The following is a 24,364-nucleotide window of genomic DNA, read 5'->3' as shown; positions in this document are numbered from 1 at the left end:
CTTATTCAAGCCTCCTTTTAGCTTCCTCTTCGGTCATTTCTTCAATTTGTCTTAATATTTCTGCTTCCAGTAGTTCTCCTAAACGCTCTATGGTAAATGCCTGGAAAGCATCCTGTGGATTGATACTGATACCATAAGTTTTTCGGGCCATGGCAAGGATTTGTGCGGCAAGCACAGAATCCCCCCCCAATTCAAAAAAGGAGTCATGGATGCCAACCTGGTCAATGTGCAGTGTTTGCTGCCAAAGCTCAGCCAATTTTTTCTCTATTTCAGTCCTTGGGGCTACAAATTTTTGGCGAAGATTGGGCCTTGCATATAATTTGGAAACATGCGTTTCGCTTCCCCCTACCTCTTCAAAGAAGGACATTCCAGCGGCTGTGGGATAAAGTTCGAGTAAGTTTTTCAGATCAAATGGCAAAACTGAAACCTGAGCTAAAGATTCAGTCATGAGATATTCCAAGGTTTCAAGCCCTTGTTGTATCTCAATCACTTTGACCAGATGCTGGGTGGATACATTTTGTTCTTCCAGTTTTTCTTTGGCTTCTGCAGCCAATCCCACTTCGGCCCAGGGGCCCCAATTGATGCTTAGACATGGTAACCCCAAATTTCTTCGGTAATGGGAAATGGCATCCAAGTAGGCGCTTGCCGCTGCATAATTTCCCTGACCTGGGGAACCTAGAACAGAGACTGCTGAGGAATACAACACAAAGAAATCCAGGTTTAGCTTAGAAGTCAGCTTATGCAGATTCCAGGTTCCCTGGACCTTTGGATCCATGACTTTTTTCATCCGCTCAGGATTCAGGTTAACCAAAGCACCATCATCCAATAAACCTGCAGCATGAACAACTCCCCCTAATTCGGGCATTTGCTTTCCGAATTTCTCAAAAATTGGTAGTAGCTGCTTGTATTGACTTACATCGGCTAATGCTATCTCTACTTTAGCGCCAGTTTTTTTCATCTGTTCCAAAGCCTGCCAAGTGGAAGGAGAAGGTTCACTTCTTCCCAACAAAACCACATGTTTTGCTCCTTTGTCTATCATCCATTTGGCAGTTTCAAGCCCTAATCCACCTAAACCACCGGTAATCAAATAGCTACGGGTTCCATGAAAAAACAATTCTTGGAAAGCAGCGGAAGGTTTGAATGGGTTTAGCCGAAGAACAAAGCGGTTATTTCCCCTAAATGCAATTTGGTCTTCATTATCCTCAACGAGGATTTGTCGGGACAAATAGGTCATGGATTCTTCAGTAATCTGTTTGGGATCCAGGTCAATTCGTACAGATTTTAATTCAGAAAGTTCGAAAGAAATCACTTTGCCCAGTCCCCAAATAGGAGATTGCTCCACTAAAACCTCTTCACCAGATTGTACTGACTGGGCACCCTTAGTTACAAGCCATAAGCGGGGAGATCCGGCAAAACGTTCTGCCAATGCCTGAACAAGATGAAGGATGCTGTTGCAACCCAGCAAGTCCATTGCTTTATTATTTTCAGTGGTCTGTGGAGGAATGGACAGACTCCATAAATGGATAATACCAATAAATGGAGATGGAATTTCTTTTAGAATATCATCTATTTTTTTCCTCAATGATAATTCACCTCCTTCTATTGCCTCTTGAGCTGATAGAAGGTAGCAGAAATCTCCCTGATCTTCCAGTTTTTTCGCTAGGGAAATACCATAGCCTTCCGAGTCCGCAAAAATCAACCAATTCCTTTTTCCACTAGTTTGAGATTGACCTTTCATGGTCAGATTGCGTATCTGCCAATTTAATTGATAGAGCCAAGTGTCTTTTCTTGAAAACTTTCGGAGAATAACTCTTTCAATTCGCTTAAGCTTTAGACCGGTAATATCAATGCTTATTTTTCCGCTCAGATCAAATATTCGGATATCAGCTTCCAGGAAATCTTCATATGAATGAGTTTCATTTTTAAGGGAAGCATGGCTCCAAATTTCTCCTTCAGGTTTAGAAAAAAATCTGATTTGATAGCAATTTGATGGAACATAGAGATGATTACCAATTGAAACATTAGGGATTCCGGCTATTACCTGCAGACAGGCATCAAATAGGACAGGATGTACGTGAAAATCATCTTTTTGAAAGGCTAATGAATCCGGCAAATAGATTTTAGCCAATGCCTCTTTTGGTTTGCTCCAAATGTGTTCAACCCCCTGGAAATCTGGCCCATAATTTAATCCTCTGAGCTGAAGTGTACTATAAAAATCTCCTTTTGACTGCTCTGTTAAGGCTTCTTTTCTGAAGGAGTCTAAGAACTCATGAAAATTTAACCTTAGGTTATTTTCTTCTTCCTTTGGAATGAATTGGATAGAAGCATGGAAGTCCCAATTCGATTTTGGATTGTTTCTGCTGTAAATTCCTAAGCTATATTGACCTTCCTGGCTTGGGGATAAAATTGCTTGGATTAATTTGTTTTTCCCCTCCTCTAAAATCATTTTTTGCCGAAAATCCGCATTCCCCAGACTATGGGATTGGTTCAATCCTCGTTCTTTTACGGCCTGCAAGGCCATTTCAATATAGGCCGTAGCGGGAAAAACTATTTCATCACCGATCTTATGGTCTTTCAAAAAAGGCAGGGAATCCATATTGAGTAGGGTCTGCCACACAAGGGCTGAGTTAGCGAGATCCATAGAGACTCCCAAAAGAGGGTGACCTAAATTATTATCTACTTGAAGTTTATTCCGTGAACCGGGAAAAACCGCATCCATCCAATAACGTTGTCTATTCCATTTGACAGGAGGGAGCAGCACATATTTGGAGTGGTCGGGGTATAAGTAATCCCAGTTTATTTTAAATCCTTCAACATATAAAACACCAAGTGAACGCAGCAATATTTCCCGCTCTGGCTCTTCCCTTCGAATTGAAGGGAGTAATTTTATTTCATTTTGGTTCAGGTTTACAGTTTGTTGGATAGCACCAAGGAGAATAGGGTGAGGTCCAATTTCAACCATCATGGTATGACCATTTTCTAACAGTTTATTGACTGCATTGGAGAATAAAACCGGTTTCCGGATATTGTCTATCCAATATTCTGCCTCAAAATTTGTATTTTCTTCCAGATGCCCTGAAACGGTTGAATAAAAGGGAATACGGGAAGGTTGGGGTTGAATATTTTCCAATGCCTTGTTTAAAGATGGTCGTAATTGTTCTATTTGAGGGCTATGGGAAGCCACATCCACCTTGACCCACCTACAAAAGAGATTTTGACTATCCAGAATATCTTTCAGTTTCTGCAGTTGCTCGGGATTACCTGAAAGCACAGTTGCCAAAGGCCCGTTGATTGCAGCGATGGAAACCTCATTTTCCTGGCCTTTCAACATTTCTTCAGCCTGCATTGGAGAAAGTTCTGTTGCTAACATGGCTCCTTTTCCTCTTAATTTTTTCAAAAGTTGGCTACGAAGGCAGACTATTTTAACGGCATCTTCCAGATTTAATATTCCTGAGACATAAGCAGCGGCCACTTCTCCCATGCTGTGTCCACAGACTGCGTCCGGGGTTATTCCCCAGTGTTTCCAAAGTTCTGCCAATGCCACCTGAATCGCGAAAATTGAAGGCTGGACTATATCAATTTTCTCAAGATGTTTTTCATCAGCTTCAGCTAGAAGCACTTGTTTCAAAGACCAGTTAAATAACTTTTGGATGACCAGATCAATTTTATCAATGGATTCTGAAAAGACATTCTCTTTCAACAAGAGTTCTTTGCCCATATCATACCATTGTCCCCCCTGTCCTGAAAATACAAAGGCTATCTTAGGAATAGTAAAAGGACTTCCTGAATGGTCTGAGGTTATGAGATTGGGGCTATGTTCACTTAATGAAAAAGCTTCAAGGCCGAGGCTTAATTCTGCTTTGGAATTTCCCAAAACAGTGATCCTATTGCTGAATTTACTGCGCCTTTTCCCCATTGAGAGGCAAAGGTCAGGAATAGCAATATCTTTTTCAGGGGACAATAGATCCTTGATACCATTGGACAGAGAAATTAGGCCTTCGCTGCTGTTTGCTGAAAGGGGTAAAATAAAACAATCTGATAGTTCTGTATCGGCTGATTTTATTTCAGATTTTCCTAGGTTAGGATCTGGTTCCTGTAGAGCCACATGAACAATGGTTCCTCCAAATCCAAAAGAACTTACCCCCGCAGTAAGTGGGTCGCTATCAGAAATCCAAGGAGTCAATTCATGTTGAACTTTTATGTTAAGTTCTTCAAAAGGGATATAGGGACTCGGGGAATGATAATGTAGACTTGGAGGAAGTGAGCGATGTTGCATGGAAAGGACAACTTTAATGAGCCCCGCGATACCTGCTGCTGCTTCAAGGTGTCCAATATTGGTTTTTACCGAACCAATTCTACAAGGGTTATTTTTTCGGCCCTTACCAATAATCGTCCCTATGGCTGCGGCTTCCATAGAATCTCCTAAAAGTGTACCGGTCCCATGGGCTTCAATATATTGAACTTTATTTAGAGAAATCCCTGCATTTCTATATGCTTCTTGTAAAAGAGCCTCCTGCGATTCACGGTTTGGGGCCATCAGTCCATTTGTTCTTCCATCTTGGGCCATAGCAGTTCCGGAAATTACAGCAAGCACGGGATCACCGTCTGCAAGGGCTTTAGAAAGCGTTTTCAAAATCACTATTCCACCTCCTTCTCCCCTGACATAACCATTGGCCTCTGAATCAAAGGTTTTGCATCTACCCTCCTGAGAAAGTACTCCTGCTTTGGTAAAGGCTATCGAATGAACTGGGGATAAGATAATATTCACACCTCCGGCGAGGGCCATTGGACATTCTCCATTTCTGAGGCTTTGGCAAGCAAGATGGACCGCTGCAAGGGAGGAAGAACAGGCGGTATCGACAGAAATGCTAGGTCCTTTGAAATTATAAAAATAGGATATACGATTGGCTGCAATGGACAGTGCAGCTCCGGTACCGGAATGGCTTGATATGGTCAAAGGGTCGTCAAATTGGTTATGACTGTATTCATTGACGGAAATTCCCATAAAAACACCTGTTTGACTGCCATCTAATTCTTCGGTACTTTGACCGGCATTATCCAATGCTTCATAGGATAACTCCAGCAATAAGCGTTGCTGGGGATCCATTTGTTTGGCTTCGTTGGGTGAAATACCAAAAAAGAAAGGGTCAAATTGGTCGATATTACTCAGGAAACCTCCCCATTTGGAAATGGATTTTCCCGGAACGGAAGGGTTTGGATGATAATATGTCTGCTTGTTCCACCGGTCGGCGGGGATTTCTGAAATGGCATCCACACCATTTTTCAACATTTCCCAGAAGGCTTTAGGATTATCAGCACCTGGAAATCTACATCCCATTCCTATGATGGCAATGGCTTCGTTTTTGGAGTATAAAGAAATATTTTCTTTGTTTTCTTCGTTTTGTGATTCTTCAGATTTTGAAAGGTGGAGTGATAGTGCTGCAATACTTGGATATTCATAAGCCAAAGTCGGTGAAAGTCTGAGCCCCAATAATTCTTCAAGGTCACCGGATAAGGTCACAACATCTCTTGAAGTAAGTCCATAGTTGGAAAATGGTTCATGAATATCAATTTCACTTTGATTTATATGTGCAAGTTCAGCAATCTGTTCAATTAACCATTTCTGAATTTCTCCTTTGCTCATTTCATTCTTTCTCAAAAGTTCACAGAAAATTTCAGATACTTATTTGGATCTTTTACCACCTACCTGCATTTGCCAAAATGCAGTCATGCCCGGTCTCCTGTCCGGTGTTCCCTGTGTATTTGCTGCACTCATTTTTTCCCAAATTAGCGGGTAAGCCTCAACAGGAGGGATATCTTTCAATGGATCCGGCAAACTGATTTTTTGGTTAGCGGCTTCTATAAAGGGTGCAAGTTCACGCTCCTTGATTTTTATCCTTTTTTCCTCCCTTTCTTTGAATTGGGGAAGGACTTCTTCAGCAAAGAGTTTCAGGGATTCACAAATATCCTCATGCCTGTAAGTACCACATTGTTGTAATAAGATCAACTGATCAACTCCAGCATCTTCTAAAGCCCGGAAATTCTCTATCAGTTGTTTTGGATTTCCTATACCCCTCATTCCAGCCTTTTTTCTTTCCTTTTCAATTTTTTGATCCACGGTAACAGGTCTTTTTTTGAATTCTTCCCATAAATCTGTTTTACCTGGGGTATGTATGCCGTCGCGCCAATAATGTCCCAACCCATAGGCGAAAAACTGGGCCCCATCATATCCTAAATTCACGGCGGTATCCTGGTCTTTGTGGCACATAAAACCCGTAAGCATAGCAACATTCGGATTTACTGCCTGACCTATTGGGTTGCATTCTTTTTTGAAAGTTTCGTAATATTCATCTACCCAAAATTTAGCTTCTTCGGGATTTACAAACGCGAAGGTCAAACCTCCCAGACCCAATTGTGCGGCTAATTTTAAACTGTCCCGGTTGGAGCAGGCGGCCCAAATCGGAGGGTGTGGTTTCTGCAAGGGTTTAGGCACAACGTTCCTATGGGGCATGGAAAAATATTTTCCCTGAAATCCTGGATAGGGATTCATGGACATCATTTTGGCAGCTTCCTCCAAAGCCTCTGCCCACATGGGTCGTTTATCTACAAAGTCAACCCCAAAACCTTCCAATTCCATCCGTGAACCGGATTCTCCGGAGCCCCATTCCACCCGTCCTCCACTAAGAATATCCAAGGTTGCCAGTCGTTCTGCAACCCTGGCGGGATGATTGAATTTAGGTGACATTACTACTATTCCGTGTCCCAAACGGATTTGTTTGGTCCTCTGAGTACAAGCGGCAAGGAAAACCTCAGGGGCAGAAGAATGACAATATTCTTCCAAGAAATGGTGTTCCTGTACCCAAACATAATCAATACCCAAGCGATCCGCCAGTTCAACTTGTTCCAAAGCTTCATTGAAAAGTCTGGCTTCATCCCCTTCATCCCATGGACGGGGTAATTGCAAATCAATAAATATTCCGAATTTCATATGTGTATAAGTTCTTTTAAGGTATTGGAAAGGTAGTTTTGTCTACAGACGAAGTGCTTTATTTTGCCGCTGGTTGTTTTGGGAATGCTTCCAGGAAGAACCAATCTGATATCCTGAACAGGTAAGTCATGATTTTCTGAAATAGACCTTTTGATGGACTTTTTCACCTCTTCGGTATTATCCAATGATTTAAAGGGAACTTCAGCTATGACAATAATTTGTTCCTTACCGGAATTTTCCACAGAAAAAACGGCACAGCCTAGGGGAGAAATACTTGGGTGGGATTCTTGAACAGTTCTTTCAATATCATGTGAATAATAATTTTTCCCATCAACTATGATCAAACTTTTTAACCTTCCTGTAATAAACAACTCCCTTTTGTGTATAAAACCAAGATCTCCTGTTCTTAAAAATGGGCCTTCTCCCGAATCAGGAAAATGTGCACCAAATGTGGAGGATGTTTCCAAAGGTTTGTTCCAATACCCTTTGGCCACACTAGGGCTGGATACCCAGATTTCCCCTATCTGATCCGGAGAACAGATTTTTTGGGTTTCTGGGTCTACAATCTTTATTGTTTGGTTTTCTCTAATCTGTCCGCAACCCACGACGGTTTTTGTGGCATTATTCTTTTCTTTAGTAAGGATGACTTGGTCTTTTTCTAAACCAGCTTTGTCAATATTTTCAGCTACCGGCAACCTGCATTTTGGACCACCTGTTACCAATAGGGTAGATTCTGCCAGTCCATAGCATGGTAAAAATGATTTCAACCTGAATCCACAGGAGGCAAAGTAATCCGCAAACTGTTCCATTGTTGCATAGGAAACAGGCTCAGCTCCGTTGAATGCTACTTCCCAGGAACTAAGGTCAAGTAGGTCTCTTTGTTCGGGTCTGACCTTTCTGAGGCATAAATCATAGGCAAAATTGGGGCCTCCGCTGGTTGTTGCTTTGTACCTGCTTATGGCTTGAAGCCATCGGATAGGTCTCTGTAAAAACAGGAGATGTGGGATCAATGTAACTGGATTTCCTGTATAAAGGGGTTGAAGAATTCCCCCTATTAAGCCCATATCATGATAAGGTGGTAGCCAAATGACGGTTTCACTTTTGCCTGTTTGTCCGAAAGAATTCTCGATCAGGCCCAAGTTGTGTATGAGGTTGCCATGGCTTACCATCACTCCTTTGGGAGCAGTCGTGGACCCTGAGGTATATTGGAGAAAGGCGATATCATCTCCTTTTATTTTTGTTTCTTTCCAACTTTCCGCCCAATCCTTGACCGAATCCTCCATAGTTAACACCAACTTTATTCCTCTGAACTGATTTAAAATTTTAGTATCAGCCAAAATAGCTTCATAAAGAGATGGGTTTAAAATGGCTGCTGTCGGTAATGCATCTTTGATGATACGAAAGGTGTTGGTCAATGTGAATTCAAGCCTTGCAGGATGTGGTGGTGGTAAAGGGACGGCAATTGTGTTCGAGTAAATGCAGGCGAAATAAGCAACTATGAAATCAAGTCCTGGAGGAAGCAAAAGGAGTACCCTTTCTCCAGCCTTAACAGAAACCTGAAGTTGGGCTCCTAATGCCCTTGCGCGGAGATCTAATTCTCCATAATTTAAAGTAACTTCATCTAACTCTCCATCTTTCAGAAACCGGAGTGCGAGTTTATCGGACTGGTTCTTTCCCCTCCATTTCAGGATTTCAACAAGAGTTGTTGGTGTACTTATCATTAAAAGCGCAAAAAGGGTGTAAAATGGTTATTTATTAAACCTGAAAAACAAACACCACATCCCAACAGTAAAATCATATTTATTTTCCATTTAAACCTAAGTTATGATATCTTTATGATAATAGCAATATGGATGAATGGGTGAATTCCAAGCAAGATTTTTGTTGAGGAAAAACATTTTATTTCTATTTATTTAATAATTTAGAATGAGAGGCAGAGGCAGATATATGCTCAAAAGAATGATCTTTAAATTTTTATTATTTAGATGTTTTCCACTCTTATAAAGGGAAATATGGGAAAGAAAGAAAACATATTAATTGAAAGCATTGGAACTTACCTTCCTCCCAAATCCATTTCTACCCAAGAGGTACTCCAGGCATGTAAAAACCAGATCCGTTTTCCTTTGGAAAAAATATCAGGAATTAAAACTAGGAGGATGGCAGGAGAGGAAGAATTCTCTATTGATTTGGCGAGAAAGGCAATATCCGAATGTTTGAAAGATTCAAAATATTCCCCTGAGGAAATAGACTTGCTTATATGTTGTAATATTTCCAGAGTAGATAAACCCGATTTACAATCTTTTGAACCTTGTACTGCCGTCAAACTCAAAAAAGAATTTGCCTTCCTTAATGCACTGGCATTTGATATTACCAATGCCTGTGCAGGAATGTTCACCGGGGTATATATTGCCAAAGCCTTAATGGAGACCAAAGCCGTTAAGAAGGCTATGATAGTCAGTGGGGAATACATAACACATCTGACTTTAACCGCGCAAAGGGAAGCTGAAAATTATATGGATAGCAGATTGGCCTGTCTCACTTTGGGAGATGCGGGCGCAGCTGTTGTATTGGAAAGCACTTCCAACGATCAAATTGGATTTGTAGCCTTGGATCTTCAGACATTTGGCCGGTATAGTCCATATTGTATAGCCAAAACTTCTGATCAAGGAGGTTGGATTATGTTAACAGATTCAGTTAACCTAACGGATGCCGGCATCAAATCAGGGGCCGAAAGTGCTTTAGATGTTTTGAAAAGGGAAGGATGGTACCCGGATAAATTTGATCATCTTATCTTGCATCAGACCTCTAAAATGACCCTTAATAGTGCCAGAAAAGAAATCAATGATCTTTTGGATGAGCCCATTCTTCATGATGAAAATACCATTAATAATTTAGAGGAGAGGGGAAATACTGCCTCTACTTCCCATTTTGTGGCCCTTTTTGACCATATCCAAAACAACAGGATTAAATCCGGTGATAAGGTTGTTTTTGGTATTTCTGCCTCTGGTCTTACCACGGGCACAGCGCTTTATGTTTTTGATGATTTGCCAGATCGGATAAGGGAAAAAGAATCTGCAAAAAAGCACTTAATTAATACTTCACCGGTTCAGAAAAATATTCCACATCATTCTTCTCAATTACCTTGGATTCGAGTGGAAAGTATAGGTACCCTTCCACTTGATAGACAAAGTGGGAGGGATTCACTTGAACTGCTCCGTAAGGCTGCTGAAAATTGCCTGAACCAATCCTCCCACCCTGTAAATGATATTGGATTACTCATCCATACAGGGATTTACCGAAGTGACAATGTATTGGAACCTGCCTTTGCCGCATTGTTGGCAGGGGAACTGAATCTGAATGCTTCCCTTGCGGATAAGGACAAAAAGAGCTTGGCTTTTGATATTTTTAATGGATCTATGGGATTTCTACAGGCCTGTTTTATAGCTCAGCAAATGATTTCAGCTGGAACAAGCGATACTGCCATGATAGTAGCGACGGAATTGGAAAATAACGCCAAATTTTTTCCGAAAAATCTGATTGGAATCTGTGAAACAGCTTCAGCAATACTGCTTGATAAAAGTCCTCAAAAAGACAAAGGGTTTTCCCGCTTTCTTTTCAAATACCTTTTAGAGGATATTGCTGCTTACACTGTAAATTGTTCCACTAAAGAAGTCATACCCTTTTTTCAAATTGAAAAAGGTTCAGAACTTGAGGAAAAATATCTTCAGGCAATTCAACCCCTCGTGGATGAAATTTTGAAGCAGGAGGGAATTATGCTTCAGGAGATTGATTGGGTCTTTCCACCCCAGATTTCCTCTGGATTTATAAAGTCTTTAAGTGGGCGGATAGGTCTTAATGATGAAAAGTTTATTGATATAGTGGGTGAAGGACCAGATCTATTTTCTTCTTCGATTCCTTTTGGGATGAAATATGCATTGGAAAATGGTTTGGTAAAATCCGGAGATATCGGATTAATAATAGCAGTGGGATCCGGATTACAGATTGGCTGTGCCATTTATCATTTTTAAAGAAAATGTTATGAAAGTGATCAATAAATCCAAATTACCACCCGGGCCAAATCCAAGAATTTCCCTGATCAATTTATTGAGATTCCGAAAAGATAGTCTTGGGTTTTTGAAGGGAGTAGCCTCAGAATTTGGAGATATCGCTCATTTTAAAATGGGACCTTTACGGGTTCTATTGTTAAACCATCCTGATTATATCAAGGAAGTATTATCCACACAGCAAAGTAATTTTGTCAAAGGACGTCCTTTGGAAATGGCCAAAGAGCTTTTGGGCGAGGGACTTCTGACCAGTGAAGGCGAGTTTCATAAACGACAATCCCGTGTTATTCAACCGGCCTTTCATAGAAAAATGATGGCCAATTATGCACCTGCCATGACAGAATATGCTACCCGGTTAATGAACAGTTGGGAAGAAGGGATGCAAGTGGATATGATGAAGGAAATGATTAAAATGAGCACAGGGATAGCAGGGAAAACGATGTTCAATGTGGATATTGAGGGAGAAGCCCCTGATATCAATCAGGCGCTGGAATCAGTGATGAGCTTATTTGATAGGGTTACGCTTCCTTTTGCCGAGTATCTATTAAAACTCCCTTTTCCAGGGACTATTCGATTTTTCAAGGCCAAAGCCAGATTGGACAATACCATTTACCGGATTATTGATGAAAGAAAACAGAACAGGCTGGACAATGGGGATTTACTCTCATTGTTATTGAAAGATCAAGAACAGGGGGGAATGAGTGATCAACAAATTCGGGACGAGGCATTGACCCTTCTTCTTACCGCATTTGATACCACATCTTTAGCTCTTACCTGGACATGGTATCTCATTTCCCAAAATCCCGAAGTGGAAGCTGAATTGCATGAAGAATTGGATCGGGTACTTCAGGGAAGGATGCCCACCCTTGAGGATATTCCTTTACTAAAATTTACTAGAATGGTCTTCTCTGAAGCAATGCGTTTATATCCCCCTATTTATATCATAGCCCGGCAGGCAATACATAGTTTTTCTATAAGGGATTATGAATTGCCTGAAGGGACCATTGTTCTCATGAGTCCCTATCTTATCCATCATGATTCACGGTTTCATGCTAATCCTGAGATTTTCAACCCGCATAATTGGGAGGAAAAGCCAGGTGGACAGCAATCAAGATTAGGATACTTTCCTTTTAGCGAAGGCCCCCGGTCCTGCATCGGACAGCATTATGCTTGGTTGGAAGGAGTGATGGTTCTGGCTGCCATTGCACAGTTTTGGCAAGCAAAATTGGTTCCTGGCCATACTGTAGAAATTGCCCAATTGCTGAACCTCCGGCCGAAAAACGGGATGATGATGCAGGTCAATCGAAGAAAGTAAGGGATAAATTCAATGATCAGAATGGATACCAATTCTTCTTGGCAAAAAGGTTTGCCAAAGGCAAAGATTCAAAATGAAATAATTCATGTCTGGACTTGTTCCTTAGATTTAGCAAAGAGTTTAAAGGAAGATTTAGAAAGGACCCTTTCACCGGATGAAATGGAAAGAGCAGGGAGGTTTTATTTTGAGAGGGATCAGGACAGATTTATCGTTTCCAGAGGAAGTTTAAGGCAAATTCTAGGGATTTATTTACAGCAAGAGCCAGCTTTGATTAAGTTTGAATATTCCGAATTTGGCAAACCTCTACTTAAATCTGATTCCAATTCCAGTGGAATTTGTTTTAATATTTCCCACTCAGAAAATTTGGCCTTGATTGCCATCAGTGAGGATGTGAGTTTAGGAGTAGATATTGAGCGTATTCGTTATGATATGGACATCAATCAAGTGATGGCTAGGTTTTTCACAAAAGAAGAAATTAGGATAATTGAAAGTTTGGATAGCGAAAAAAGGAATGAAAAATTTTTTCAGCTATGGACCAGAAAAGAGGCCTTTTTAAAAGCTACGGGAAAGGGACTCTCCCTGCCAATGGAACTATGTGATGTTTCATCAGTGGACGACAGTGGTTTCTCACAAGTCAAGGTTCCTGTTGATTTAAGTGACAAGAACAACTGGTTTGTAATGGACTTAGGGGTTGGGGAGGGATTCGCAGCCGCTGTTGGAACAGATAAAGCTGAAATGGGGGTGATAATCCGGAATTTTTCTTTGGATTGAAAAAAAAGGGATCAATTCTTCAAATGATCCCTTTAAGCTTAAAGACTCCAAGTATTTCCTACATCTGATAAAGGTATACAGCCTTTGTATTCACCTGGGACAGGATCATAACTCAGGTGGTTTAATCCGATTTCCTCTGATGAAAAATATCCCCAGATAGCCATGGATTTTAAAGAACGGTAAAACCCGACAGGTTCTTGCTTGCCAACAGCTGTTCCCCAAACGCTTGGGTTGAATTTTCCGGATTCGGATTCAGCTTTTTGAAGTATTGCTTTTTTGTCTTCTTCGTTCAGGTCAGCAAAAATTTTTCCATGGCTTGCTTTGCAATCTGCATTGAATTTATCGATCTGGGCTGCTACATGCTCCTGTGCTTTGGTGTCATAGGTTTTGGCAAAAACCAAATCCAGAAAAATATCCGTTTTCACATCCAAAGCCCCGGGTGTGCTAGTCCTTGGAAGTAAGGTGTCCACAAAGGAAGAAATAAATCTTGCCTGATCCTCATTTAGGAATTGAGGTGTCCATTCCAGACGGTTTTGTTGCTTACAGGATTGAAGTAAGGAAAATAAAGAAGGGGCAGCTACGGCCGAACTGGCCAATAATGCTGTTTTTCGTAAAGCGTTTCTCCTGTTCATGGTCTTAAAGGTTATTTTTCTTCAATTCAGATACGGCATGGTTAGCTGCCCTGGCAGTGAGGGCCATATAAGTCAGGGATGGGTTGACACAGGAAGAAGAAGTCATGCATGCCCCATCTGTCACAAATACATTTTTGCAGGAATGGACTTGATTTGTTCCATTGAGAACGGAGGTTTTTGGATCTCTTCCCATTCTTGCGGTTCCCATTTCATGGATTCCAAAACCGGGTTCATGTTCATTATCAAAGTCCACAATATCTCTCAAACCAGCTCTTTCCAGCATTTCCTTGGCATCTATTCTGATTTGTCTGTTCATGGCTTTTTCATTTTCCTTGAATTCACAATCAATGGAAAGAGTGGGTTGGCCCCATTTATCCAATACATCCTTGTTCAGGTAAACTTTGTTGTCATGGTATGGAAGACATTCCGCAAAGCCCGTGATAAAGAATTCCCATGGTCCTGGCTTCATAAGGCTGTCTTTAAAGTCCCCGCCGAAATCTTCCAAGTTGGCGCCGGCACCCCAATTGGAACGTCCTCCCGAACCCTGATAACCAAATCCTCTTAAGAATTTATCTGTTTTTGTTTTTTCGTCCAAATTGACATAACGGGGTATGTAAATGCCATTAGGCCTCCTTCCTTTATAATATTGATCCTCGAATCCATCTACTTTTCCCATAGCACCGACACGGTAAGTATGGTCCATAAGGTTATGGCCTAATTCACCGCTGTCATTTCCTAATCCTTCGGGGAAACGGTTGGAAATTGAATTCAATAAAATTTGGGTAGTGCTCAAAGTAGAGGCATTGCAAAATATTATTCTAGCATAATATTCAAGTACTTCTGAGGTTTCCGAATCAATGATTCGTACTCCTGTTGCTTTTCCTTTTTCCTCATCATAAATGATGGATTGGACAATGGAAAAAGGCCGGATGGTCAGGTTTCCGGTTGCATTTGCAGCTGGAAGGGTTACCGCATTACTGCTGAAATAAGCTCCATATGGACAGCCGCGGTCACAGCGGTTACGGAACTGGCATTTACCTCTTCCATTAAGTGGTTCGGTAAGGTGTGCTACCCTACCAATAATCATGTGTCTGCCCTGGAATTCCTTTTCAATACGGCTTTTAACATGTTTTTCGACGCAGTTCAATTCCATGGCCGGAAGGAAATGGCTATCTGGAAGATGAGGTAAGCCCAAGGCTTCCCCGCTAATACCGGCAAATTTTTCCACATGGGTGTACCATGGGGCAAGGTCTTTATAGCGTATTGGCCAATCTACGCCATAACCGTCTTTGGCATTGGCTTCAAAGTCCAGATCAGACCAACGATAGCATTGTTTTCCCCAAAGAATTGACCTTCCACCCATTTGATGGGCCCGTACCCACATAAAGGGTTTGACTTCAGTATAGGGATTTTCCAGGTCATTGGCATGAAAATGTTCGTTGGTCTCACCAATAAATCCGGAACGTCCGCCTTTGGGATGTTTTTGCTTTATCTCTGGTGGCAAAGAGCCCCTATATTTCATATCCCAAGGATCCAGGTTCATGGTTGGATAGTCTTTCACATGTTCTACCAGTCTTCCACGTTCAAGCACTAAGGTTTTTAAACCATTTTCGCACAGTTCCTTGGCAGCCCAACCACCACTGATACCCGAACCTATGACTATGGCGTCATAGGTCATATTTTGTTTTGCATCAATATTAAAATTGGCCATAAAATTTTATATTTTGGACCCTTAATATAAGTATATATGGGAATTGTTCGGAAAGTTAGTCCACAAATTTTGGAAATTCCATGACAAATTATCCGGAAATCATTCTTATCCGTATTTTCAAAATCAATTCTCTGACTTTCTTTAAATTTACTCCAAGCTATATGGAACCAATAAGAAAAAATAAAGAATTCAATACAAACAGGAGAGATTTCATCTGGAAAATTTCATGTCTAATAGGATCTGCTTATACCCTTAATTTTCCTGTTTTTGCTTATGGTAAATTGTCAAAAAATAGAAAAACGGTTAAACAGGTAATTGATCTTATTATAGAGGATATTCCAGGGGCACCTTTTACCCGAACTGTGGATCAATTAAGGACGGGCAGTTTGGACCAGGAAGTTACGGGAATTGTAACGACGATGTTTCCTACTGTTGACGTAATCAGAAAAACTGCGGAAATAGGGTCAAATTTGATCATAGCCCATGAAACCTTGTTTTATAATCATCAGGATGAGACGGAATGGCTGGAAGAGGATGAGGTATACCAACGCAAACTGGAATTGATCCATAAACATAACATCGCCATTTGGCGATTTCATGATTACTGGCACAGAAGACAACCGGATGGTATTGCTGAGGGAAATCTAAAAAAACTGGGTTGGGAAAAATATTTCAATCCTTCCACCCCAAGATTATTAACCTTACCAGAACCACAAAAATTAGAAGATCTCGTTTCCCACATCAAAGAGCGGTTTGGTATTCAACAGGCACGTTTGGTTGGAAACAGGGTACAGGAATGTCAAACCATTTACCTGGCATTTGGAGCCATAGATAGCAGGATGATCATAGCAGGTATTCAGGAATATAAACCAGACCTCATCCTTAGTGGGGAAACGAGGGAATGGGAAACTGTGGAAAGGGTAAGAGATGGACAGTTGCTCGGGGAAAAAACGGCATTGATGATTTTGGGACACGAATTAAGTGAAGCGGCAGGTATGGAATTTGCGGCAGAATGGATTCAGGGTAAAACTCCTGAAATCAAAGTGAGTTATATTCCTTCTGGCGAAGCATATCAATTTGTTTAAAAGAACCCTCTCCAAAACTAGCCTATCTTATCTAATTGAAAATTATTGGAATATTTGTTCTTTTTGAGGGGTATACCTGAAAAAATACTCCAAGGGTATTTTCATTTGGTTTTTCAAATTTTTGAAACCATTTTTTCAATTTTTGGATTTAAGACCATAGTACCTTAAACCAAATATAAGATTTATGGAAAGACCAAGTTTCAATATAGATGAAGTCAATAAAATCATCCGTGGACGCAGATCTATGTTTGTGGCCCAGTTTAAAGAAAATGATCCAGTAGATGATGCCATTATTCATGAAATTTTAGAGAATGCGAATTGGGCACCAACCCATAAACTGACAGAGCCTTGGAGTTTTACAGTTTTCACCGGGGAAGGGTTGAAAAAATTTGCGGACTTCCAGGCGGAGCTGTACAAAGAAAGGGCAATAAAAGCAGGGAACTTTATTGAAGCCACCTATGAAAAATTCAAAGAAAACCCTTTAAAAGCGTCACATGTCATTGCCATTAAACTGAAGCGTGACATGAAAGCAAACCTTCCATTAATGGAAGAAATTGCAGCAGTGTCCATGGCAGTTCAGAATATGTACCTGACGGCCTCAGCCCATGGTCTTGCTGCGTATTGGGGTACGGGTGGTGCCACATTTTGGCCTGAAGCAAAAGAATGGTTCGGTTTAGGAGAGGAAGATATGCTGATGGGATTTTTCTATATCGCCAAACCAGTTACTGATAGGTGGCCAATGGGAAAAAGAAAGCCAGTAGAGGAAAAAACTGAGTGGGTGAGATAAAACCTTTATTAAATTACCAATTACCAATTTAAAATCCAATTTTCAAAGTTCAAGGATTTTGTTTTGTTAATGGGGGTATATAGAAAAAGAGAAGGCAAATTTCTAAATGATTTGCCTGCTCCTTTTCTCATTAATGGTATTGAATTACATCCCCATTCCGCGATATCTTGGTGGTTCTATACCTTGAGCCCTGATATAGGAGACGGCTGCACCCCTATGATGGGTACAATGATCATCAATCAAAGCGATAACTTCTCTTCGAGAAGCAGCAGTACCAAAAATCTCCACTTTTTCATCAAGGTCAGCCATCCCGAGATTTTTGAATGTCTTAGTTCCATAATCATAACATGCTTCTACAAATGCCTTTAATTCTGCCTTTGTTGCAGGTTTGGCGTTAAAATCAAATCCAGGCTCCTGACCTTTCAAAAACCTTTGACTGATTCCAACAATTGCGGAGGAGAGGTGGGTCACCTGTTCCCTGAAACTCATTCCGGAAGCTTCCGGCCTATAGTCATAAAATTGATCAGGCATTTTGTCTACCACTTCTAGACTAAATTGCTTTCCTGCTTCCCATTTGGTTAAAAATTCTTCCATGGTAGTTTGAGCAGAAGACATGGTCTGAACACATAAAAAGGCTATCAAGCCCAATCCAAGCATGAATATTTTTTTGGTCTTTTCCATAATGATTTTGGTTAGAGTTCCGTATAAATATCCGATTTCTAGGCCGTAAATCAAACGCTTTTAATAAATTTGAAACCATGTCAAACAAGTCTCTGTATATTCTATTATTCTTGATCGTCCTCTCTAGTTGTGGTGGAGGAGATTATCTGCCCAAACCAAAAGGTTATAATAGAATTGATTTGCCGGAAAGGGAATTCACAAATTTAGAGGAGGGGAAGCCTTACACTTTTCAACATTCTATCCATGCGAGGATTGAGCCTGATTCTTTCAATTTAGCCGAAAAAAACTGGATAAACCTCAATTATACTTCTTTGGGAGGAAAGGTTCATTTGACTTACCTGGAATTGGACACAAAAGGGAAAGATATCAAAACTGTGGTAAACGATGCCATTAATCTGACTGCCAAACACCAGATCAAAGCTTATGGGATTGAGGAGTCGATCATGATGACTCCCAAAGGATATACCGGAGTAGTGGCTGAATTAACTGGTGAAGTTCCCACCCAATTCCAGTTTTTTGTTACTGATTCCACCAAGAATTTTTTAAGGGGGGCGCTGTATTTTGACACAGCATTAAAAAATGACTCACTTGCTCCTGCCATTGAATACATCAAAATAGACATGGCCCATTTGATCAATACCCTGGAGTTTAGAAATTAATTGACCGATTCCATACGCTGAAATCGGACAATTTTGTTCTTATTTACGCCTCGGAATGATAATGGTTGCTCTATTTGAGGTTTTTCCAACTTTTGATGATGATTACCCCTCCTACAATGGCTACGAGAGAGGCAATAATGGCAGGAAGTATATTGCTGTAAATCCAGAATCCCACTGCAAATAATGCAGAATAGACCATAACGGAACCCACCAACATCAATCCTATTTCCTGTGGAAGTCTACCTTGTTCCTGATGTTCTTGAGGATATCTGTACAGTAGTTTTTTCCAGCCAAATGCTGCAGGTTTTACTTTTCTATAAAAAGATAATAGAATTGTATCTTTTTCTGGCTGGGTTAATAAAGTGACCAAAACCCACCCTACTGTGGTAATCCCTACGCCGTATAAGAGCTTCAAATATTCCTGGTTTTCAGGTATCACTATCCATTGTACTTTCGGGTTGATACTCTCAAAGAAAATTGCCACCGCAAAAGAAATGATCATCGCTGAAATTTCAGTATAGGCATTTATTCTCCACCAAAACCAGCGTAATATAAATATCGCTCCTGTACCTGCCCCGATCTGTAGTAAAATATTAAAAGCTTCCAAGGCACTGGATAGGGCCAAAGCCAAAATTGCTGCCAATACCATGAGCAAAACCGTGGAAACTCTTCCCACAAGTACCAGTTCTTTATCAGAGGCATCTGGCCTTAGGAATCTTTGGTAAAAGTCATTGACTACATAAGAAGAGCCCCAGTTGAGATGAGTGGATAAAGTTGACATAACAGCTGCGATAAGCGAAGCCAATACGATCCCGATTAGACCGGTTGGTAAAAAGGTGAGCATAGCCGAATAGGCAAGGTCATTTCCTAATTTATCTACTGGGATATGCGGAAATGCTTCCTGCATATCTGAGACATTTGGGAAAATGATCAGTGAAGACAATGCAATGATGATCCAAGGCCAAGGGCGCATACTATAATGGGCAATGTTGAAAAACAATGTAGCTCCAATGGCGTTTTTTTCATCCTTTGCGGAAAGCATCCTTTGAGCGATATAACCACCTCCTCCAGGTTCAGCACCAGGATACCAAGTTGCCCACCATTGGATGGCCAAAGGCATGATCAACAAAGGTATGAGGAGGTTGTAATCATTGAAATCGGGGAGGAAATTAAGTTTATCAGAGACATTGGGATGCGTCAATAAATTATTCAAGGAACCAATTTCAGGCATTTCCAATACATAGATAGCCGCACCTATAGCTCCGGCCATTGCAATAAAAAACTGGAAAAAATCAGTAAGCAAGACCCCTTTCAGCCCTCCCAATGAACTGTAAATAACTGTCACAACTGATGCCAAAAGCAAGGTTTCCACAGGAGATAACCCGAGCATCACTCCTCCTATTTTTATGGCGGCAAGTGAAACTGTCGCCATGATGACGACATTGAAGAACACACCCAAATAGATGGCTCTGAATGCCCGGAGAAATGCAGCTGGTTTTCCTCCGTATCTTAATTCATAAAATTCCAGATCTGTAGTTACTTCAGATCTTCTCCATAGTTTGGCGTAGACAAATACAGTCAGCATCCCGGTCAACAGGAATGCCCACCAGACCCAGTTTCCGGAAACCCCGTTTTTTCTGACAATGTCGGTGACAAGATTAGGTGTATCGGCAGAAAAAGTGGTTGCCACCATAGACACCCCCAATAACCACCAGGGCATATTCCTACCTGAGAGGAAAAATTCTTTGGCGGAGGACCCTGCTTTTCTGGAGGTTAAGACACCAATAAGCATGGATATCACAAAAAAAGCAGCGATTATCGCCCAATCAATCATTGAAATATTCATAGGTATTTGGGTTAGGTGGCTATAGAAATAAGAAGTTTTTAAATTTTTTTATTTACTTACCTATACTTAATTAATAAATTTCACTAATGTAAAGAATAATTCAAGAATTGCAAAGTAGACTTTACCAAAAGGTGAATAATGATTTTTGCAAATTTTATCCTTCAATTATTCTCTTAAAAGTGAAAAACTTACTTTTACATCTCAATTAAAAAATTATGAATGCTTTGTCCTGGTTACCTGAACTCAATCAAAGGTATGGTTTGGAAATAGAGGAAAGTAAAATTCGTAAGTTTGGAGACGGCCATATCCATCAAACCTATTTAATAGAACTGGATAACCAAAAACTTATCCTCCAGCGGTTCAATAACAAAGTGTTCCAAAGACCGGACATCATTTCGCATAATCATAAAATCCTGATTGACCAGCTAGATACAAGGGTTTTACCTTTCCAACTTCCTTTACCTTTGGCCAATAAAAAAGGTGAATTATTTACAGAAATCCAGCATAAGTATTTCAGGATTTCGCCTTTTGTGTCAGGCACCTGTGTCAATGAAATCGAAAAGGCCGAACATGCTTATTTGGCAGCAAAAGCTTTTGCACAATTTATCGTGGCTGGTATTCATATTCCTGCTGATCAATTTCAAGAGGCTATTCCGGGTTTCAATGACCTGGATTTAAGATACCATCAATTATTGGAGGCCATAAAAAATACCAAAAGGAAAATTCAGGGAGAACTGGATGAAATAGTGGGATTTTATTTGGATCAAAAAAATTTAGTAGAGGAATATAATTCCTGGAAAGCTGAATTACCCTTAAGGTTAACGCATAATGATACAAAAATCAATAACCTCATTTTTTCAGAGGATTTTTCAAAAGTAAACGCAGTTATTGATCTGGATACTGTTATGGCAGGCTTTATTTTTTATGACTTTGGAGACCTCGTCAGAACAGTAGCTTGCACAGAAGGGGAATCTTCCCAAAACTGGAATAAAATAGAAGTGGATCAATTAAAGTATGATGCCTTATTAAGTGGATTTCATGCTGGAGGTAAAGGTGTTTTCACCAAGGAAGAATTGGATTCATTATCCTTTGGAGGAAAAATGATGACCTGTATTATGGGCTTTCGGTTTTTGGCAGATTACCTGAATGGAAACATCTATTATACCATTCATTATGAGAAACAAAATATGCTTAGGGCAAAAAATCAAATGTGTTTGTTGAGGTCATTAATTCAATTAGATGCTTAAAGAAAAGTTAAATTAATGGTATTTAAAAAGGTTTAAATCCTTGTTTCCAATTGAATATTTTCCTTTCCCCTGTTCACCAATTTACTTTTAAAATGAAGTATATTTCTGTAACTTGAACCCTTATAGAAATATGATAAGAGTCATAGATTTTATCAATTGAAAATTGATTCAAATAAGCAAATTAAATGATAATTTAGCTTTTGTAACCTAGATAAATCAATTAACCAATATTATTATGGATAATAACAAAAATCAAAGCGGAGGCGATTTGAGTAAATGCCCATTTCACAATGGTCAGATGAAGCATGTGGCAGGATCAGGTACCCGAAACAGTGATTGGTGGCCTAATCAATTGAATATGAGTATTCTAAGGCAGCACTCCCCCCTTTCAGACCCAATGGACCAGGATTTTGATTATGCAAAAGAGTTCCAGTCTTTGGATCTGAAAGAAGTAAAGGCAGAAATTGAAAAAGTATTGACTACCTCACAGGATTGGTGGCCTGCGGATTACGGTCATTATGGACCTTTTATGATCCGAATGGCATGGCACAGTGCAGGCACCTATAGGGTTCATGATGGAAGAGGAGGTGCAGGAACGGGAACCCAGCGTTTTGCCCCTTTGAACAGCTGGCCAGATAACGCCAACCTTGATAAAGCCAGACTTTTGCTTTGGCCGGTGAAACAAAAATATGGCAAGAAATTGTCCTGGGCTGATTTGATGATTCTAACGGGTAATGTTGCTTTGGAATCTATGGGATTCCAGACATTTGGTTTTGCTGGAGGTAGAAAGGATATATGGGAACCAGAACAGGATATTTACTGGGGAAATGAAAAAGAGTGGGTTGCCTCCCATAGGAACCCTGAATCCCTTGAAAGTCCTCTTGGGGCTACAGAGATGGGCTTGATTTATGTCAATCCTGAAGGTCCAGATAAGGTTCCTGATCCACTTTTGGCAGCCAAGGCTATTCGTGAGACTTTTGGCCGTATGGCGATGAATGATTATGAGACTGTAGCTTTGATTGCCGGAGGCCATACTTTTGGTAAAACCCATGGTGCTGCAGATCCTGGTAAATATGTAGGTCCTGAACCAGCAGCTGCATCCATTGAAGAAATGAGTCAGGGATGGACAAGTAAATATGGATCAGGTCATGGTGCTGATACCATTACTTCTGGACTTGAAGGAGCATGGACTTCAACACCGGCAAAATGGGGACATGATTATTTCAAATTTTTATTTGAATATGAGTGGGAATTGACCAAAAGCCCTGCAGGTGCACACCAGTGGGTGGCAAAAAATGCTGAGGCTATTATTCCAGACGCACACATTCCTGGAAAATTCCATAAGCCATTCATGTTGACCACTGATTTATCCATGAGATTTGATCCTGACTATGAGAAGGTTTCCAGACGTTTCTATGAAAATCCTGATGAATTTGCTGATGCTTTTGCAAGGGCTTGGTTTAAATTGACCCACAGGGATATGGGACCAAAGTCCAGGTATCTAGGTTCTGAAGTTCCTGCAGAAGACCTTATCTGGCAGGATCCTGTACCCGCAGCAAATCATCCGCTTATAGATGAAAAAGATATTGCTGGTTTGAAGGCCAATATCCTTGCTTCCGGTTTGACTGTTGCTGAACTGGTAACAACAGCCTGGGCTTCTGCTTCCACATTCCGAGGTTCAGACTTTAGAGGTGGAGCCAATGGAGCAAGAATCCGTTTGGAACCTCAGAAAAATTGGGAAGTTAACAATCCTGCTCAGCTTACTAAAGTTTTGGGGACCCTTTCCAGCATTCAGGAAGAATTTAACAGTACTGCTGCCGGAGGAAAGAAAGTTTCCATGGCAGACCTTATAGTATTGGGTGGATGTGCAGCAGTTGAAAAAGCAGCGAAAGATGCAGGATTTAATATTTCTGTCCCATTTGCTCCAGGACGTACCGATGCAACTCAAGAAGATACAGAAGTAGATTCTTTCCAATACCTAAGACCGGTAGCTGATGCTTTCAGGAACTATCTTGCAGGTGATTGTGAAGTTAAGGCTGAGGAATTGCTTATTGACAAAGCTCAATTGTTAACCCTCACTGCCCCTGAGATGACCGCATTACTTGGCGGAATGAGAGTATTGGGAGCCAATTGGGACGGTTCTAAGCATGGGGTGCTTACTGCCCAACCAGGAAAATTGTCCAACGATTTCTTCATAAATATATTGGATTTAGGCACTACCTGGAGAGCCACTTCAGACAAGCAAAATATCTTCGTAGGAAGTGATAGAAAAAGTGGAGAGCCTAAATGGTCCGCTACCCGTGCCGACCTTATTTTCGGTTCCAATACTGAATTAAGAGCTATTGCGGAAGTGTATGCCTGTGAAGATGGTAAAGAGAAATTCGTGAAGGATTTCGTAGCTGCATGGAATAAAGTGATGAATCTTGATCGTTTTGATTTAGCCTAATTATATTTTTGAATTTCAAAATAGAAATGGTGGCCCAAAAAGGCCACCATTTTTTTTAATCAGGTCGTACCTTAACAGGAATTTTCCAATAAATTCAACAAAAGTGTTAATCAAGGGGATACTTTTTCGAAA

At 40.6% G+C, this 24,364-nt stretch carries 15 protein-coding genes; 8 read left to right on the top strand and 7 right to left on the bottom strand.

Annotation, left to right across the window (positions count from 1 at the left end; translation table 11 throughout):
* Position 1: 1 nt before the first annotated feature.
* Genes ACFSKV_RS09090 through ACFSKV_RS09080 form a run of 3 tightly spaced genes read right to left on the bottom strand, consistent with a single transcriptional unit; the run spans position 2 to position 8,709 of the window.
* Positions 2 to 5,659 carry an SDR family NAD(P)-dependent oxidoreductase gene (locus tag ACFSKV_RS09090; protein ID WP_380801643.1) on the bottom strand — a complete coding sequence of 1,886 codons (5,658 nt, stop codon included), beginning with the start codon at positions 5,657 to 5,659 and terminating at the stop codon, positions 2 to 4.
* 24 nt (positions 5,660 to 5,683) lie between these two features.
* On the bottom strand, positions 5,684 to 6,988 hold the full coding sequence (locus ACFSKV_RS09085; protein WP_380801642.1) for an LLM class flavin-dependent oxidoreductase: 1,305 nt from the start codon (positions 6,986 to 6,988) through the stop codon (positions 5,684 to 5,686).
* Complete coding sequence (locus ACFSKV_RS09080; protein WP_380801641.1) at positions 6,985 to 8,709, bottom strand: fatty acyl-AMP ligase; 1,725 nt, start codon at positions 8,707 to 8,709, stop codon at positions 6,985 to 6,987. Before ACFSKV_RS09080 ends, ACFSKV_RS09085 begins: the two co-directional genes overlap by 4 nt.
* A gap of 291 nt (positions 8,710 to 9,000) precedes the next feature.
* On the opposite strand from ACFSKV_RS09080, the gene ACFSKV_RS09075 reads away from it, so the two are divergent.
* From ACFSKV_RS09075 to ACFSKV_RS09065, 3 genes are read left to right on the top strand one after another with little or no spacing between them, the layout of a single operon-like run.
* Positions 9,001 to 11,016, top strand: a complete 2,016-nt coding sequence (locus ACFSKV_RS09075) for a 3-oxoacyl-[acyl-carrier-protein] synthase III C-terminal domain-containing protein (protein ID WP_380801640.1) — start codon at positions 9,001 to 9,003, stop codon at positions 11,014 to 11,016.
* Between the two features lie 10 nt (positions 11,017 to 11,026).
* Positions 11,027 to 12,367 (top strand): cytochrome P450, encoded by a 1,341-nt coding sequence (locus ACFSKV_RS09070; protein WP_380801639.1) that lies wholly within the window; start codon positions 11,027 to 11,029, stop codon positions 12,365 to 12,367.
* Positions 12,368 to 12,388: 21 nt separating this feature from the next.
* Positions 12,389 to 13,138 carry a 4'-phosphopantetheinyl transferase family protein gene (locus ACFSKV_RS09065; RefSeq protein WP_380801638.1) on the top strand — a complete coding sequence of 250 codons (750 nt, stop codon included), beginning with the start codon at positions 12,389 to 12,391 and terminating at the stop codon, positions 13,136 to 13,138.
* Between the two features lie 38 nt (positions 13,139 to 13,176).
* Here ACFSKV_RS09065 and ACFSKV_RS09060 read toward each other — a convergent pair whose 3' ends face one another.
* Complete coding sequence (locus ACFSKV_RS09060; RefSeq protein WP_380801637.1) at positions 13,177 to 13,770, bottom strand: gluconate 2-dehydrogenase subunit 3 family protein; 594 nt, start codon at positions 13,768 to 13,770, stop codon at positions 13,177 to 13,179.
* A gap of 4 nt (positions 13,771 to 13,774) precedes the next feature.
* On the bottom strand, positions 13,775 to 15,481 hold the full coding sequence (locus tag ACFSKV_RS09055; RefSeq protein ID WP_380801636.1) for a GMC oxidoreductase: 1,707 nt from the start codon (positions 15,479 to 15,481) through the stop codon (positions 13,775 to 13,777).
* A 161-nt stretch (positions 15,482 to 15,642) separates the two neighbouring features.
* On the opposite strand from ACFSKV_RS09055, the gene ACFSKV_RS09050 reads away from it, so the two are divergent.
* Positions 15,643 to 16,566: a Nif3-like dinuclear metal center hexameric protein gene (locus tag ACFSKV_RS09050; RefSeq protein WP_380801635.1), complete on the top strand. Its 924-nt coding sequence runs from the start codon at positions 15,643 to 15,645 to the stop codon at positions 16,564 to 16,566.
* Between the two features lie 184 nt (positions 16,567 to 16,750).
* On the top strand, positions 16,751 to 17,353 hold the full coding sequence (locus tag ACFSKV_RS09045; protein WP_380801634.1) for a nitroreductase family protein: 603 nt from the start codon (positions 16,751 to 16,753) through the stop codon (positions 17,351 to 17,353).
* 144 nt (positions 17,354 to 17,497) lie between these two features.
* On the opposite strand, the gene ACFSKV_RS09040 is transcribed toward ACFSKV_RS09045, so the two are convergent.
* Positions 17,498 to 18,034, bottom strand: coding sequence for a DinB family protein (locus ACFSKV_RS09040; protein WP_380801633.1), 537 nt, complete (start codon positions 18,032 to 18,034; stop codon positions 17,498 to 17,500).
* Between the two features lie 77 nt (positions 18,035 to 18,111).
* On the opposite strand from ACFSKV_RS09040, the gene gldD reads away from it, so the two are divergent.
* The gene (gene gldD, locus ACFSKV_RS09035) at positions 18,112 to 18,693 is read left to right on the top strand and encodes a gliding motility lipoprotein GldD (protein ID WP_380801632.1); all 582 of its coding nucleotides are present in this window, start codon (positions 18,112 to 18,114) and stop codon (positions 18,691 to 18,693) included.
* Positions 18,694 to 18,763: 70 nt separating this feature from the next.
* Here the strand turns inward: gldD and ACFSKV_RS09030 are convergent, their stop codons facing one another.
* On the bottom strand, positions 18,764 to 20,539 hold the full coding sequence (locus tag ACFSKV_RS09030; protein WP_380801631.1) for a sodium:solute symporter family protein: 1,776 nt from the start codon (positions 20,537 to 20,539) through the stop codon (positions 18,764 to 18,766).
* A 215-nt stretch (positions 20,540 to 20,754) separates the two neighbouring features.
* Here ACFSKV_RS09030 and ACFSKV_RS09025 point away from each other — a divergent pair, with 215 nt between their 5' ends.
* Together ACFSKV_RS09025 and katG are read left to right on the top strand one after the other, a co-directional pair.
* The gene (locus ACFSKV_RS09025; RefSeq protein ID WP_380801630.1) at positions 20,755 to 21,786 is read left to right on the top strand and encodes a phosphotransferase enzyme family protein; all 1,032 of its coding nucleotides are present in this window, start codon (positions 20,755 to 20,757) and stop codon (positions 21,784 to 21,786) included.
* Between the two features lie 235 nt (positions 21,787 to 22,021).
* Entirely contained in the window at positions 22,022 to 24,232 is a 2,211-nt protein-coding gene (gene katG / locus ACFSKV_RS09020) for a catalase/peroxidase HPI (RefSeq protein ID WP_380801629.1), read from the top strand.
* Positions 24,233 to 24,364: the final 132 nt, after the last annotated feature.

Source organism: Shivajiella indica, assembly GCF_042683085.1.
Lineage (GTDB): Bacteria > Bacteroidota > Bacteroidia > Cytophagales > Cyclobacteriaceae > Shivajiella > Shivajiella indica.
The sequence above is the reverse complement of the archived record's forward strand: the minus strand, read 5'-3'. Positions and strand labels throughout refer to the sequence as shown.

Excerpts from the sequence above, each read along its gene's own strand:
- ACFSKV_RS09070 (WP_380801639.1), top strand. The coding sequence starts at position 11,027 with ATGAAAGTGATCAATAAATCCAAATTACCACCCGGGCCAAATCCAAGA.
- gldD (WP_380801632.1), top strand. The coding sequence starts at position 18,112 with ATGTCAAACAAGTCTCTGTATATTCTATTATTCTTGATCGTCCTCTCT.
- ACFSKV_RS09025 (WP_380801630.1), top strand. The coding sequence starts at position 20,755 with ATGAATGCTTTGTCCTGGTTACCTGAACTCAATCAAAGGTATGGTTTG.
- ACFSKV_RS09085 (WP_380801642.1), bottom strand. The coding sequence starts at position 6,988 with ATGAAATTCGGAATATTTATTGATTTGCAATTACCCCGTCCATGGGAT.
- ACFSKV_RS09065 (WP_380801638.1), top strand. The coding sequence starts at position 12,389 with ATGGATACCAATTCTTCTTGGCAAAAAGGTTTGCCAAAGGCAAAGATT.
- katG (WP_380801629.1), top strand. The coding sequence starts at position 22,022 with ATGGATAATAACAAAAATCAAAGCGGAGGCGATTTGAGTAAATGCCCA.
- ACFSKV_RS09060 (WP_380801637.1), bottom strand. The coding sequence starts at position 13,770 with ATGAACAGGAGAAACGCTTTACGAAAAACAGCATTATTGGCCAGTTCG.
- ACFSKV_RS09045 (WP_380801634.1), top strand. The coding sequence starts at position 16,751 with ATGGAAAGACCAAGTTTCAATATAGATGAAGTCAATAAAATCATCCGT.
- ACFSKV_RS09030 (WP_380801631.1), bottom strand. The coding sequence starts at position 20,539 with ATGAATATTTCAATGATTGATTGGGCGATAATCGCTGCTTTTTTTGTG.
- ACFSKV_RS09075 (WP_380801640.1), top strand. The coding sequence starts at position 9,001 with ATGGGAAAGAAAGAAAACATATTAATTGAAAGCATTGGAACTTACCTT.
- ACFSKV_RS09040 (WP_380801633.1), bottom strand. The coding sequence starts at position 18,034 with ATGGAAAAGACCAAAAAAATATTCATGCTTGGATTGGGCTTGATAGCC.
- ACFSKV_RS09050 (WP_380801635.1), top strand. The coding sequence starts at position 15,643 with ATGGAACCAATAAGAAAAAATAAAGAATTCAATACAAACAGGAGAGAT.
- ACFSKV_RS09055 (WP_380801636.1), bottom strand. The coding sequence starts at position 15,481 with ATGGCCAATTTTAATATTGATGCAAAACAAAATATGACCTATGACGCC.
- ACFSKV_RS09080 (WP_380801641.1), bottom strand. The coding sequence starts at position 8,709 with ATGATAAGTACACCAACAACTCTTGTTGAAATCCTGAAATGGAGGGGA.